Raw genomic sequence first — 11,844 nt, forward strand, 5'->3', positions numbered from 1 at the left:
GGCTGACCGATCATCCAGTTGCTGTCCCGTCTTCTCATTCGATCGGAAGAACATGATTCGAGCCAACCTGGTTTCGTGGTGTCGAGCGGCTGCGGCCGGCGCGGCGGTTCTCTTGCTGTGCGCGGGCGCCCACGCGGCGTTTCCCGACAAGCCCATCAACCTGATCGTCGGCTTCTCCGCCGGTGGCGGCGTGGACGTGGTCGGTCGGGCCATCGCACAGAGCGCTTCGGTGCAGTTGAAGACCTCGGTGGTCGTCGACAACCGGACGGGCGCCGCCGGCGCCATCGCTGCGCAATACGTGAAACGCGCGGCGCCGGACGGCTACACCTTGCTCATGGCGCCGACAACGTCCTATGTGATGTCCGAGAAGATGGTCGGGCCGGAAGTCTCGGGCTTCGAGATCGCCAAGGACTTCAAGCCGGTCGCCACCATCGGCGAACTGCCGCTGGTGATGCTGGTGTCCAAGCAGAGCGGCATCACGTCGTATGAGGACTTGGGTGCGGCGGCCCGCAAGAACCCGGGCAAGCTCGCCTACGGTTCGTCGGGCAACGGATCGACGGAGCACATCGTCACCGAGTGGTTCAAGCAGCAGGCCGGCCTCGATCTGCTGCATGTGCCGTACCGCGGTTCCGCACCGGCGATGGCAGACCTGTTCTCGGACCAGATCCAGATCATGGTGACCACGTCGCCCACCGCGTTGACCAATCTCGCCAGTGGCCGCGCCCAGGCGGTGGGTGTCGCCAGCGCCCAGCGGCTGGCCGTCATGCCCGACGTGCCGACCTTCGCGGAGCAGGGGCTGCCGCAGTTCGTCGCGTCGTCCGTCTACGCCATCCTCGCGCCGAAGGACACGCCCGACGCCGTCGTCGTGGCACTGAACAAGGCGCTCAACGACGCGCTCGACGACGAAGCGACCCGGCGCCGCTTCGCGCAACTCGGCGTACAGATCGTGCACAGCACCCCGGCGCAGTCGCGCGAACTGCTGTTGAACGAATCGACGAAATGGGAGCGCATCGTGCAGCCCATCAAGGCGGCCAACCGCTGATCCTTCCCATGAACGAGAGCCACACCATGACCGAACCGACCGCCACGCCACCCTGCGTCACCCTCCGCGTCAACGGGACCAGCGCGCTCATCACGATGGACCGGCCGGAGGCCATGAACGCCTTCAACGCCGAGCAGCGCAAGCTGTTCCGCGCGGCCTTGCTCGAGGCGGATGCCAACGAGGCGGTGCGCGTCATCGTCATCACCGGCCGCGGCAAGGCCTTCTGCGCCGGACAGGACCAGTACGAAAGCGCCGCCATGGACGCGGCCGGATCGGCGGCGCGCATCGAGAGCTACCTCGACCTGTACCGCATCTTCCGCGCGCTCAAGAAGCCGGTCATCGCCCGCATCAACGGCGTGGCGGCCGGGGCCGGGCTGCAGATCGCACTGCTGTCGGACCTGCGCATCGCATCGACCCAGGCACGCTTCGGCATGACCGAGTTCAAGGTCGGCTCCGCCGCCATCGTCGGCAGTGCGCTGCTCTGGCCGATCATCGGCGAGGCCGCCACCAAGCGCCTGGTGCTGCTGGCCGAGATCGCGTCGGCCGAGCAGTCGCTCGCCCTGGGGCTGGTGCACGAAGTGGTCGAAGACGATGCGCTGGACACGCGCGTGGCCGAATGCTGCGCACTGATGGCCGGCTGGTCGGAGACCTCGGTCGCCATCACGAAGGGGTGGTGGAAGGAGATGGGCGACGAGCTGTTCGAGAAGGCGTGCGCCGCGGCACGTGAAGGGCATGCGACCAACTTTGCGTCGGGGGCTTATTCGGCGGGGGCGAAGAAGTTCACTTCGCGGAAGCGGGAGGGGAGTTGAGGCGTTGGCGCGTGGACGTGCGTTGGGACGAATGCCGGGTCGCCCGCGCTGAGTCGCCGTGGGTTGATGCTGCGCAAGGTGCTGCATGGCGCAGTACGGCGAGCGCGGCGCTGCACGGGTAGCATGTCCGATGCTCATACGCCTTGTCTACGCCAGCCGAAGCACCGATTGCTCCGCACACGATCTGCCCGCCATTCTCGAATGGTCCCGCCGCGTCAATCCAGAACTTGAAGTGACCGGGGTGCTGTGCTATCTGGATGGCATCTACATGCAGTATCTGGAAGGCGAAGAAAGCAAGGTGGACGCCTTGTTCAAAAGCATTCGCGCCGACAGGCGCCATGGGAGCGTCACCCTGCTCGAACGACGCGCCATTTCAAAGCGCGCTTTTCCCGAGTGGTCGATGGCGCTTCTGGAGTGGGACGACAACACGCGCGGGATCTTCCGCAGCTTTTCTCCGGACGCCAAGCTCGATTTCTATGCCGCGGACCCGAGTACTGCCGCGCCGATGCTGCGGGCGCTGGTGCGCGCGCCGGGGTGGAAGCTCACCTGAACGGGAGCGTCTTTGCGCGTGCGTGAAATCGCCCGATGGCCTGCCCGGAGGGGATCGAACCCCCGACAACCTGCTTAGAAGGCAGGTGCTCTATCCAACTGAGCTACGGGCAGCAGGTGCAGATCGAAGGGCGTTGCGCGCGCCGTCGCTGTGGCGCGGATTTTGCCACGCATGCCCTGGTGGGGCATGAAAGCGAAAAGCCGGTGAGGACCTTGCAGTCTTCACCGGCTTTCACTTTTCCAATGGTCGGGGCGGTGGGATTCGAACTCACGACCCTCTGCTCCCAAAGCAGATGCGCTACCAGGCTGCGCTACGCCCCGACAAGCCCTCGATTCTAGCCTGAGTTTCGGGTGTGCCTTCCGAAGCGCGGTTGCTCAGCGCCTCGCGTACTGCGATTTCCCGAAAAGAATGTCCCGCTCCTTGTCGCCGGTGAGGGGTTTGCGCAGGTCGGCCAGCACCTTCACGCCACGTTGCACCGCCGGCCGCGCGGCGATGCCGTCGAACCATTGCTTGAGGTGCGGGTACTCGGTCAGCACGATGCCCTGGTTCTCCCAGCTGCGCAGCCACGGGAAGATGGCGATGTCGGCGATGGAATAGTCCGGCCCGGCGATGAAGGCGCTCTGCGACAGGCGCTTGTCGATCACGCCGTAGAGGCGCCTGGCCTCGTTGGTGTAGCGCTCGATGGCGTAGGGGAGCTTCTCGGGCGCGTAGAGGCGGAAGTGATGCGCCTGGCCGAGCATCGGCCCGACGCCGCCCATCTGGAACATCAGCCACTGCAGCACGTCGTAGCGGGCGCGGTCGCCCTCGGGCATGAAGCGGCCGGTCTTGCCGGCCAGGTAGACGAGGATCGCGCCGGATTCGAAGAGCGAAATCGGCTGGCCGTCCGGCCCCTCTGGGTCGACGATGGCCGGGATCTTGTTGTTGGGGCTGATCGCCAGGAAGTCGGGGGCGAACTGGTCGCCCTTGCCGATGTTGACCGGGTGGGCCACGTAGGGGAGGCCGCATTCCTCCAACATGATGTGGACCTTGTGGCCGTTGGGCGTGGGCCAGGAATAGACGTCGATCGGTGCTTGGGGCATGTCGTTGTTACCGGCGGTGGGAAGCGATGGAAGAGGGGGCCGCCAGCATATACGCGGCCCTCATTTCTCGCAGGGGCCGCGCCGGTCGGCCCCCTCCAGGCGCGGTTCAGGCGCGGCTCAGGCTGGCCGCGTTGGTGGCGGCGAGGTGCTGGTGTATCTGCGCGACCACCGCCGCGCCTTCGCCGATCGCGCCACCCACGCGCTTGACCGAGCCCGAGCGCACGTCGCCCACCGCGAAGACGCCGGGCACGCTCGATTCGAGCGGGGCCGCCGGTCGCGCCGGGAAGCCGCCGCTGGCGGCCGCGCCGGTCAGCACGAAACCGTTGCGGTCGGTCGCCACCTCGCAGCCGGCCAGCCAGCCGGTCTCGGGTTCGGCGCCGACGAACAGGAAGATGTTGCGCGCCGGGCAGTCGTATTCCTCCTTGGTGCGGCGGTGGCGCCAGGTGGCGCCTTCCAGGCCGGTGGTGAGCGGGTCGCCACGCAGGGTCACCAGTTCGGTGTAGGGGTGCAGCTCGATGTTCGGCGTGGCCTCGATGCGGTCGATGAGGTAGCGCGACATGCTGGCCGCCAGCGACGGCCCGCGCACCAGCACGTTGACCTTGGCGGCCTGCTGCGACAGGAACACCGCCGCCTGGCCGGCCGAGTTGCCGCCGCCGACCAGCGCCACTTCCTGCTTGGCGCAGGTGCGCGCCTCCAGGGCCGACGCCCAGTACCAGATGCCGCGGCCCTCGAACTCACGCAGGCGCGGCACGTCAGGCCGGCGGTAGCGGGCGCCGCTGGCGATCACGATGGTGCGGCCACGGAGGCGCCGGCCATCGGCCAGCTGGATCGACATCTCGCCCTTGGCCGAACCGCTGCAGTCGAGCGAGGCGACCTCCGTCGGGATCAGCATCTCGACGCCGAACTTCTGCGCCTGCACGTAGGCCCGGCCGGCCAGCGCGCCGCCCGAGATGCCGGTGGGAAAGCCCAGGTAGTTCTCGATGCGCGCGCTGGCGCCGGCCTGGCCACCGTAGGAGCGGCAGTCGAGCACGATGACGCGCAGCCCCTCGGACGCGGCGTACACGGCGGTGGCCAGGCCGGCCGGCCCGGCACCGACGACCACCACGTCGAACAGGTCGTCGTGCGCCACGCTGTCGATCATGCCGAGGCAGCGGGCCAGGGCGTCCTCGCTCGGGTTCATCAGCACGGAGCCGTTGGGGCAGGCCACCAGCAGCGTCGCCTCGCCGTACTGCTCGAGCAGAGCGGCGGCGTCGGCTTCCTGGGTCGAATCGACCACCTGGTACGGGTGGCCGTTGCGGGTGAGGAAGTTCTGCAGGCGCCGCACGTCGGCCGTGTCCGGCGGGCCGATCAGCACCGGGCCGCTGGCACCGGATTCGATCAGCGCCACGCGCCGCAGGATCAGCGCCCGCACCAGGCGTTCGCCCAGGTCGGCCTCGGCGATGATCAGCGCGCGCAGCTGCTCGGGCGGGATCAGCAGCGCCTCGACGTCCGTGTCGGCGTGGCCGTCGACCAACGACGGCCGTCCCGAGAGCTGTGCGATCTCCGCCATGAATTGCCCCGGGCCCTGCCGTCCGATCGGCACGATGTGGCCCAGCCCGTCGCGCTGGGTGATCTCCACATAGCCGTCGAGCAGCACGAACATGCCCAGGCCCGGCTCGCCGGCCCTGAACATGCAGTCGCCCTGCGCGTAGCGCTGGACCGTGCCGAAGCGGCGCATCCGGTCGATATCGGCGTGCGACAACACGGGGAACATCTGATGGCGTCGGGTCTCGACTTCCACTCTCACTTGGTCGGCCATGGCAACTCCTGTCGGAATGAACGGCATTAGACAACCTCCGGCCACCGTCACGTAACTGCCATCGGAGAGACACGGCACTTTCACTTGGGGCCTGGAGACTCCCCCGAACGAAGAAGGGTCCCCATGCAAGAACTGCCCAATCCGATGTTCCCGCTGTCCCAACTGGGCGCTCGCCCGGCTTTCTGGCGGGCACCCCCGTCGACCCGGCTGCCGGCCCCGGTGCCCGCAGCCCCGGCGGCTGTGGAGGCGCCGCGCGCGGCAGGGCAGGGCATCACGGTGAGCTGGGCCCGCCACCAGGACGACGTGCGCGCCGCGCAGCGCCTGCGCCACGAGGTGTTCGCCGGTGAAATGGGCGCGCGCCTGACCACCACGCTCGAAGGCCACGACATCGACCTGTTCGACGACTTCTGCGAGCACCTGCTGGTGCGCGAGGAAGAAACGAATCAGGTGATCGGCACCTACCGCGTGCTGACGCCGGCCCAGGCCCGCCGCATCGGCAGTACCTACAGCGACACCGAATTCGACTTGACGCGCCTGCGCGACCTGCGCGAGCGCATGGTCGAACTCGGCCGCAGCTGCGTGCATCGCGACCACCGCCAGGGCGGCGTGATCCTCGCGCTGTGGGGCGCGCTGGCCGGCTTCATGCACCGCAACCGGCTCGACACGATGATCGGCTGCGCCAGCATCCCGATGCAGCACAACGGCGTGAACGGTGGCGACGCGGCGGCCAGCATCTGGCGGCAGCTGTCGACCACGCACATGGCACCGATCCAGTACCAGGTGCAGCCGCGACTGGCGCTGCCGGTCGAGCGGCTGAACGGCGACCTGGTGGTCGAGCCGCCCGCGCTGATCAAGGGCTACCTGCGCCTGGGCGCCAAGGTGCTGGGCGCGCCCGCCTGGGACCCGGACTTCAACACCGCCGACCTGCCGATGCTCATGCGCATCGACGACCTGCCGCCGCGCTACCGGAAGCATTTCCTGGGGAACTGACGCACGTCATGGGCGAATGTGACATCGTCACGAAAATGTCATGAGGGGCCTCGACACTGTCATATACCCACTGACAGAGACCGTCGGTTTCCTTGCGACAGAATCATTGACCATGCAGCCCTTCACGGCCCCGCCCCCGGCCGACACGCCGACCGCCCCCGAGGCGGCGCCTTCCGCGCCCGTCCTGACGCTGCTCGACCGCGATCACAGCATCCTGGCCTTCAACCAGCGCGTGCTCGACTGGGCGCAGCGCCCCGAGGTGCCGCTGATCGAGCGGCTGCGCTACCTGTGCATCGTCTCCTCGAACCTCGATGAGTTCTTCGAGGTGCGCGCCGCGCCGCACCTGATCGCCGCCAGCCTCGGCGAAGCCAAGGGCAACGAAACCGTCGCGTCCTTCGAGCGCCTGGCCGAGGCCGCGCATGCGCTGGTCGACACGCAGTACGCGCTCTACAACAACGAGCTGATGCCGGCCTTCGCCCAGCACGGCGTGCAGATCGTGTCGCACGGCGAGCGCAACCCGGCGCAGCGCAAGTGGGTGCACGACTATTTCGAGCGCGAGGTGCGGCCGCTGCTCATTCCGGTCGGGCTCGACCCGTCGCACCCGTTCCCGCAGGTGGCGAACAAGTCGCTCAACTTCATCGTGCGGCTGGCCGGCAAGGACGCCTTCGGCCGCGAGAACCCGATCGCCATCCTGAAGGTGCCGCGCGTGCTGCCGCGCATCATCCGCATGCCGGCCAAGGTGTCGGGCGGCCAGACCCTGTTCGTGGCGCTGTCGAGCGTGGTGCGGGCGCATCTGTCGAGCATGTTCCCCGGGCGCGAGGTGGGTGACTTCTCGCAGTTCCGCGTCACGCGCCATTCCGACCTGGCGGTGGACGAGGAAGACGTCAAGAACCTGCGCACCGCGTTGCGCCAGGGCCTGGAGCACCGCCACTACGGCCAGGCGGTGCGGCTGGAGGTGTCGGCCAGCTGTGCCGAATCGCTCGCGAGCTTCCTGCTGGCGCAGTTCAACCTGCCGCCGCTGGCGCTCTACCGGGTGCACGGGCCGGTCAACCTGGCGCGGCTCACGCAGGTCATCGATCTGCTCGCCGAGCCGCAGTTCAACGCGCTGCGCTTCGCGCCGTACACGGCGTCGTACCCGGTGACGCTGTCGCCGGGCCAGTCCTTCTTCGACCGGCTGCAGCGCGGCGACGTGCTGATCCACCAGCCCTTCGAGAGCTTCGACGGCGTGCTCGCCTTCCTGCGCGAGGCGGTGCTCGACCCGCAGGTGCTGGCGATCAAGCAGACCATCTACCGCACCGGCACCGATTCGGCGCTGATGGACCTGCTGCGCGAGGCGGTGCGCCGCGGCAAGGAAGTGACCGTGGTGGTCGAGCTCAAGGCGCGCTTCGACGAAGAGGCCAACATCAACTGGGCCGAGATGCTGGAGTCGATCGGCGCGCAGGTGGTGTACGGCGTGGTGGGCCTGAAGACACACGCCAAGATGCTGCTGGTGACGCGCCGCGAGGGCAAGCGCCTGGTGCGCTACGGCCACCTGTCGACCGGCAACTACAACCCGCGCACCGCGGCGCTCTACACCGACATCAGCCACCTCACGGCCGACCCGCTGCTCACGGCCGACATGGAAGCCGTCTTCGTGCATCTGGCGAGCCAGAGCCGGCTGCCCAAGCTTCACCGCGTGTGGCTCGCGCCCTTCGACCTGCACCGCAGCCTGGTCGCGCAGATCGACGCGCTCAGCACCGCGGCCGCGCAGGGCGCGCCGACGCGCATCGTCGCCAAGATGAACGCGCTGACCGACGAGGCGCTGGTGCAGGCGCTGGTGCGGGCCGGGCAGAAGGGCGTGAAGATCGACCTGATCGTACGCGGCGCCTGCACCCTGCCGGCGCAGGTGCCGGGGCTGACCGACAACATCCGCGTGCGCTCGGTCATCGGTCGCTTCCTCGAGCACTCGCGGGTCTTCTATTTCCGCAACGGGCCCGACGAATCGCTCTACCTGTCGAGTGCCGACTGGATGAATCGCAACATGATGCGGCGCGTCGAACTGGCTTGGCCGGTGACCGACCCGGGGCTGCGCCAGCGTCTGATCGACGAGTGTCTGGTGGCCTACCTGCATGATGGGCAGGACGCCTGGGACCTGGGAGCCGACGGGGTGTACCGGCGCGTCAACAGCGACACCTACCCGGGCGAAGCGGGCGCATCGCGCCGCATCGAGGCGCATGGCGCGCAGACGGCATTGATGGGCCGGTACGCGTCACGCGGGCTGGGCGGGCGGTCGAACTGAAGGAGATTTTCAGCAATGGACTTGATCTTCTGGCGCCACGCCGAGGCCGAGGACTGGACCGAGGGCTGCGACGACATGCAGCGTTCGCTCACGGCGCGCGGCGAAAAGCAGGCCAAGCGCATGGCGGGCTGGCTCGACCGGCAATTGCCCGAGGGCACGCGCATCATCTGCAGTCCGGCGCGCCGCTGCGAGCAGACCGTGCTCGCGCTCGGCCGCAAGTACAAGCTGCGTGACGAACTGGCGCCCGACGCCACCGCCGAGGGCGTGCTGGCTGCGGCCGGTTGGCCCAACGGCAAATCGGTGATGCTGCTGGTGGGCCACCAGCCGGCCCTGGGCCAGTCCATCGCGCTGCTGCTCGGGATGCAGCAGGACAGCTGCCCGGTGCGCAAGGGCTCGGTCTGGTGGATTCGCACGCGCGAGCGCGACGGCGACGTTCAGACCGTCGTGGTCACGGTGCAGGCGCCCGAGCTGCTGTAGAGCCGCCCGGGGGGCGGACGGGTTCCGGCGCTCAGCCGCCGCTCAGCAGCATGCGCCAGCCGGTCTTCTGCCAGGCCAGTGCCTCTTCGCGCAGCAGGTGGGCCGATTGGGGATAGGCGTCGGGCCAGTCGGCGCGGCAGGTGACCGAGAAGGTGCGCGCGTCGGGCTTGGCGAGGCGCAGCCCCTGCGTGTCGGGGTCGCGCCGCGCATGGCAGAGGATCACCGCCAGACGCAGGGCCACCAGTTGCGCCACGAAGGTCTCGTCGTCGAGCGACGCTTCGAGCTTGCGCAGCTTGCCGCGGTGGCCCAGCACCAACTGACTCAACTGGTGCAGTTCATTGGTCGCGAAGCCGGGTGCATCGGCGTTGTCGAGGATGTAGGCGCCATGCTTGTGGTAGTCGCTGTGCGAGACCAGCGTGCCGATTTCGTGCAGCTGCGCGGCCCATCCCAGCTTGCGCAGGGCCCGGCCGGCCCGGCTGGTGGTGCTGCCGCCGCGCGCGGCCGGGTCGAGCTGCACGTACAGCGCCGAGGCGGTCTCGCCGACGCGCCGGGCCTGTGCGGTGTCGGTGGCGAAACGGGTCGCCAGCCGCGTGACCGTGCCGCTGCGCAGGTCGGCCACGCTGTCGTCGCGCTCCAATAGTTCATAGAGCGCCCCATGGCGCAGCGCGCCCTGAGCGATCTTCATTTCGCGGATGTCGAGCAGGTCGAACACCGCACGCAGCACGGCGAGGCCGCCGCCGATCACGGCCTTGCGGTCTTCGCGCATGCCGTCCATGCGCAGCTTGTCGACACTGCCGGCCTTGAGCAGCCGGTCGAGCAGCCAGTCGAGGCCATCGCGCGTGACGATGCCGGGGGCGGACCCCGCGGCGGCCAGCACGTCGCCGACGGCGCCGATGGTGCCGGACGCCCCGTAGGCGACATCCCACTGGTCCGCCGCATAGGTCGACAACGCGTCGTCCAGCACGGCCTTGGCCGCCACCTCGGCGGAGCGGAAGGCCGTGGCGGTGAACTGGCCCTGCGGAAAGTGCTTCATCGACCAGGCGACGCTGCCGACACGGTACGACTCCATCACCTGCGCCTCGAGCGCGCGGCCGATGATCATCTCGGTGGAGCGGCCACCGATGTCGACGACCAGGCGGCGTTCGCGGTCGGAGACGTCGCTGTGCGGCAGCATGTGGGCCACGCCCTGGTAGATCAGCCGGGCCTCTTCGCGGCCGGGGATCACGTCGATGCCGAAGCCGAGCACCGTGCGGGCGCGCAGCAGGAATTCGTCGCGGTTGCGCGCCTCGCGCAGCGTCTGGGTGGCCACGGCGCGCACCTGCGAGCGCTTGAAGCCGGCCAGCCGCTCGCCGAAGCGGGCCAGGGCGTCCCAGCCGCGCTGCATGGCTTCGGGGGTCAGGTTGCGGCTGCTGTCCAGGCCGTTGCCCTGACGCACCACTTCCTTCAGGTACTCGGTCCGGTGGATCTGGCCATGGTCGACGCGACCGATTTCGAGGCGAAAGCTGTTGGAGCCGAGGTCGACCGCAGCGAGAAGGGTGCCGTTTTGCATGAAGGAGGAGGGCGGTCGCAGGAGAGAGGAAGGCAGTCGCGCATGGTAGCCGCAGCGCACGTAGCGAAACGTGACGGTTCTGTGACGGCGTCACGAAGTCTCGACCGCCGCAAGGCCCGTTTTCATTGGGCAGAGCGGTGTCACATCGATGTCACACAAGCTTCCTACAGTCCGCTTCAACCCGATTCGGGATAGCCTGACTTCACAAAGGAAGCCTCATGAAAACGACCTTCAAATTTGCAGCCGCCGGCCTCGTGGCCGCCGCTTTCGCCCATGTTCCCGCCTTCGCCCAGAACGTGACCGGCGCCGGCGCCAGCTTCCCCGCACCGCTGTACGCCAAGTGGGCCAGCGACTTCGCCAAGGCCACCGGCACGCAAGTGAACTACCAATCGGTCGGTTCGGGCGCCGGCCTCAAGCAGATCGAAGCCAAGACCGTCGACTTCGGCGCCTCCGACGCGCCGCTCAAGGACGAAGAACTGCAAGCCAAGGGCCTGATGCAGTTCCCCACCGTGATCGGTGGCGTGATCCCCGTGGTGAACATCACCGGCCTCAAGCCGGGCGAACTCAAGCTCAGCGGCGAAGTCCTCGGCGACATCTACCTGGGCAAGATCACCAAGTGGAACGACCCGGCCATCAAGGCCCTGAACGGTTCGCTGGCCCTGCCCGACGCCGCCATCGCGCCGGTCCGCCGCGCCGACGGTTCGGGCACCAGCTTCCTCTTCACCAACTACCTGAGCAAGGTCAACGCCGAGTGGAAGAGCAAGGTCGGCGAAGGCACGGCCGTGAACTGGCCCGTGGGTGCCGGCGGCAAGGGCAACGAAGGCGTCGCCGCTTTCGTGAACCGCCTGCCCAACTCGATCGGCTACGTCGAGTATGCGTACGTCAAGCAGAACAAGATGACCTACGCCCAGCTGAAGAACGAAGCAGGCAGCTTCGTATCGCCCGAAGACACGGCCTTCAAGGCCGCCGCAGCGGGTGCCGACTGGAGCAAGTCGTTCTATCAGGTGCTGACGAACCAGCCGGGCGCACAATCGTGGCCCATCACCGGCGCCACCTTCATCCTGATGCAGAAGTCGCAGGACAAGCCGGCCAACGCGGCCACGGTCCTGAAGTTCTTCGACTGGGCCTACAAGACCGGCGACAAGACCGCCGACGACCTGGACTACGTGCCGATGCCTGACGCCGTCAAGGCCACCATCGCCAAGAGCTGGGGCGAGATCAAGGACGGCTCGGGCAAGGCCATCGCGTACAAGTAAGAAGGACAGGCGCGCC

10 protein-coding genes and 2 tRNA genes are annotated in these 11,844 nt (G+C 68.2%); 7 read left to right on the forward strand and 5 right to left on the reverse strand.

Annotated features, from left to right (window positions below; translation table 11 throughout):
• Positions 1–52: 52 nt before the first annotated feature.
• From QTH86_RS00305 to QTH86_RS00315, 3 genes are all read left to right on the forward strand, one after another.
• The gene (locus QTH86_RS00305) at positions 53–1,042 is read left to right on the forward strand and encodes a Bug family tripartite tricarboxylate transporter substrate binding protein (protein WP_286646647.1); all 990 of its coding nucleotides are present in this window, start codon (positions 53–55) and stop codon (positions 1,040–1,042) included.
• A 26-nt stretch (positions 1,043–1,068) separates the two neighbouring features.
• Entirely contained in the window at positions 1,069–1,851 is a 783-nt protein-coding gene (locus QTH86_RS00310; RefSeq protein ID WP_286646646.1) for an enoyl-CoA hydratase/isomerase family protein, read from the forward strand.
• An 85-nt stretch (positions 1,852–1,936) separates the two neighbouring features.
• Positions 1,937–2,401: a BLUF domain-containing protein gene (locus tag QTH86_RS00315; RefSeq protein WP_286646645.1), complete on the forward strand. Its 465-nt coding sequence runs from the start codon at positions 1,937–1,939 to the stop codon at positions 2,399–2,401.
• A 36-nt stretch (positions 2,402–2,437) separates the two neighbouring features.
• Here QTH86_RS00315 and QTH86_RS00320 read toward each other — a convergent pair.
• The 4 genes from QTH86_RS00320 to QTH86_RS00335 all read right to left on the reverse strand — a co-directional run bounded on the left by QTH86_RS00320 (position 2,438) and on the right by QTH86_RS00335 (position 5,278).
• Positions 2,438–2,514: transfer RNA gene (locus QTH86_RS00320), tRNA-Arg, on the reverse strand.
• Between the two features lie 130 nt (positions 2,515–2,644).
• Positions 2,645–2,721 (reverse strand) — tRNA-Pro (locus QTH86_RS00325).
• A 54-nt stretch (positions 2,722–2,775) separates the two neighbouring features.
• Positions 2,776–3,480 carry a glutathione binding-like protein gene (locus QTH86_RS00330; protein WP_286646644.1) on the reverse strand — a complete coding sequence of 235 codons (705 nt, stop codon included), beginning with the start codon at positions 3,478–3,480 and terminating at the stop codon, positions 2,776–2,778.
• Positions 3,481–3,586: 106 nt separating this feature from the next.
• Entirely contained in the window at positions 3,587–5,278 is a 1,692-nt protein-coding gene (locus tag QTH86_RS00335) for an FAD-dependent oxidoreductase (RefSeq protein ID WP_286646643.1), read from the reverse strand.
• Between the two features lie 123 nt (positions 5,279–5,401).
• On the opposite strand from QTH86_RS00335, the gene QTH86_RS00340 reads away from it, so the two are divergent.
• Genes QTH86_RS00340 through QTH86_RS00350 form a run of 3 tightly spaced genes read left to right on the forward strand, consistent with a single transcriptional unit; the run spans position 5,402 to position 9,023 of the window.
• A complete protein-coding gene (locus tag QTH86_RS00340) occupies positions 5,402–6,268 on the forward strand; it encodes a GNAT family N-acetyltransferase (protein WP_286646642.1) in 867 nt (288 codons plus the stop codon).
• Between the two features lie 40 nt (positions 6,269–6,308).
• Positions 6,309–8,546 carry a polyphosphate kinase 1 gene (gene ppk1, locus QTH86_RS00345; protein WP_286646641.1) on the forward strand — a complete coding sequence of 746 codons (2,238 nt, stop codon included), beginning with the start codon at positions 6,309–6,311 and terminating at the stop codon, positions 8,544–8,546.
• A gap of 15 nt (positions 8,547–8,561) precedes the next feature.
• Positions 8,562–9,023 carry a SixA phosphatase family protein gene (locus QTH86_RS00350; protein ID WP_286646640.1) on the forward strand — a complete coding sequence of 154 codons (462 nt, stop codon included), beginning with the start codon at positions 8,562–8,564 and terminating at the stop codon, positions 9,021–9,023.
• A gap of 31 nt (positions 9,024–9,054) precedes the next feature.
• On the opposite strand, the gene QTH86_RS00355 is transcribed toward QTH86_RS00350, so the two are convergent.
• Positions 9,055–10,572: a Ppx/GppA phosphatase family protein gene (locus QTH86_RS00355; protein WP_286646639.1), complete on the reverse strand. Its 1,518-nt coding sequence runs from the start codon at positions 10,570–10,572 to the stop codon at positions 9,055–9,057.
• A 218-nt stretch (positions 10,573–10,790) separates the two neighbouring features.
• Here QTH86_RS00355 and pstS point away from each other — a divergent pair, with 218 nt between their 5' ends.
• Positions 10,791–11,828 carry a phosphate ABC transporter substrate-binding protein PstS gene (gene pstS, locus QTH86_RS00360; RefSeq protein WP_286646638.1) on the forward strand — a complete coding sequence of 346 codons (1,038 nt, stop codon included), beginning with the start codon at positions 10,791–10,793 and terminating at the stop codon, positions 11,826–11,828.
• The last annotated feature ends 16 nt before the right edge of the window (positions 11,829–11,844 follow it).

Source organism: Variovorax sp. J2L1-78 (genome assembly GCF_030317205.1).
GTDB lineage: Bacteria > Pseudomonadota > Gammaproteobacteria > Burkholderiales > Burkholderiaceae_C > Variovorax > Variovorax arabinosiphilus.

Coding starts and splice junctions, on each gene's coding strand:
- QTH86_RS00305 (WP_286646647.1), top strand. CDS start 53: ATGATTCGAGCCAACCTGGTTTCGTGGTGTCGAGCGGCTGCGGCCGGC.
- QTH86_RS00310 (WP_286646646.1), top strand. CDS start 1,069: ATGACCGAACCGACCGCCACGCCACCCTGCGTCACCCTCCGCGTCAAC.
- QTH86_RS00315 (WP_286646645.1), top strand. CDS start 1,937: ATGGCGCAGTACGGCGAGCGCGGCGCTGCACGGGTAGCATGTCCGATG.
- QTH86_RS00330 (WP_286646644.1), bottom strand. CDS start 3,480: ATGCCCCAAGCACCGATCGACGTCTATTCCTGGCCCACGCCCAACGGC.
- QTH86_RS00335 (WP_286646643.1), bottom strand. CDS start 5,278: ATGGCCGACCAAGTGAGAGTGGAAGTCGAGACCCGACGCCATCAGATG.
- QTH86_RS00340 (WP_286646642.1), top strand. CDS start 5,402: ATGCAAGAACTGCCCAATCCGATGTTCCCGCTGTCCCAACTGGGCGCT.
- ppk1 (WP_286646641.1), top strand. CDS start 6,309: ATGAGGGGCCTCGACACTGTCATATACCCACTGACAGAGACCGTCGGT.
- QTH86_RS00350 (WP_286646640.1), top strand. CDS start 8,562: ATGGACTTGATCTTCTGGCGCCACGCCGAGGCCGAGGACTGGACCGAG.
- QTH86_RS00355 (WP_286646639.1), bottom strand. CDS start 10,572: ATGCAAAACGGCACCCTTCTCGCTGCGGTCGACCTCGGCTCCAACAGC.
- pstS (WP_286646638.1), top strand. CDS start 10,791: ATGAAAACGACCTTCAAATTTGCAGCCGCCGGCCTCGTGGCCGCCGCT.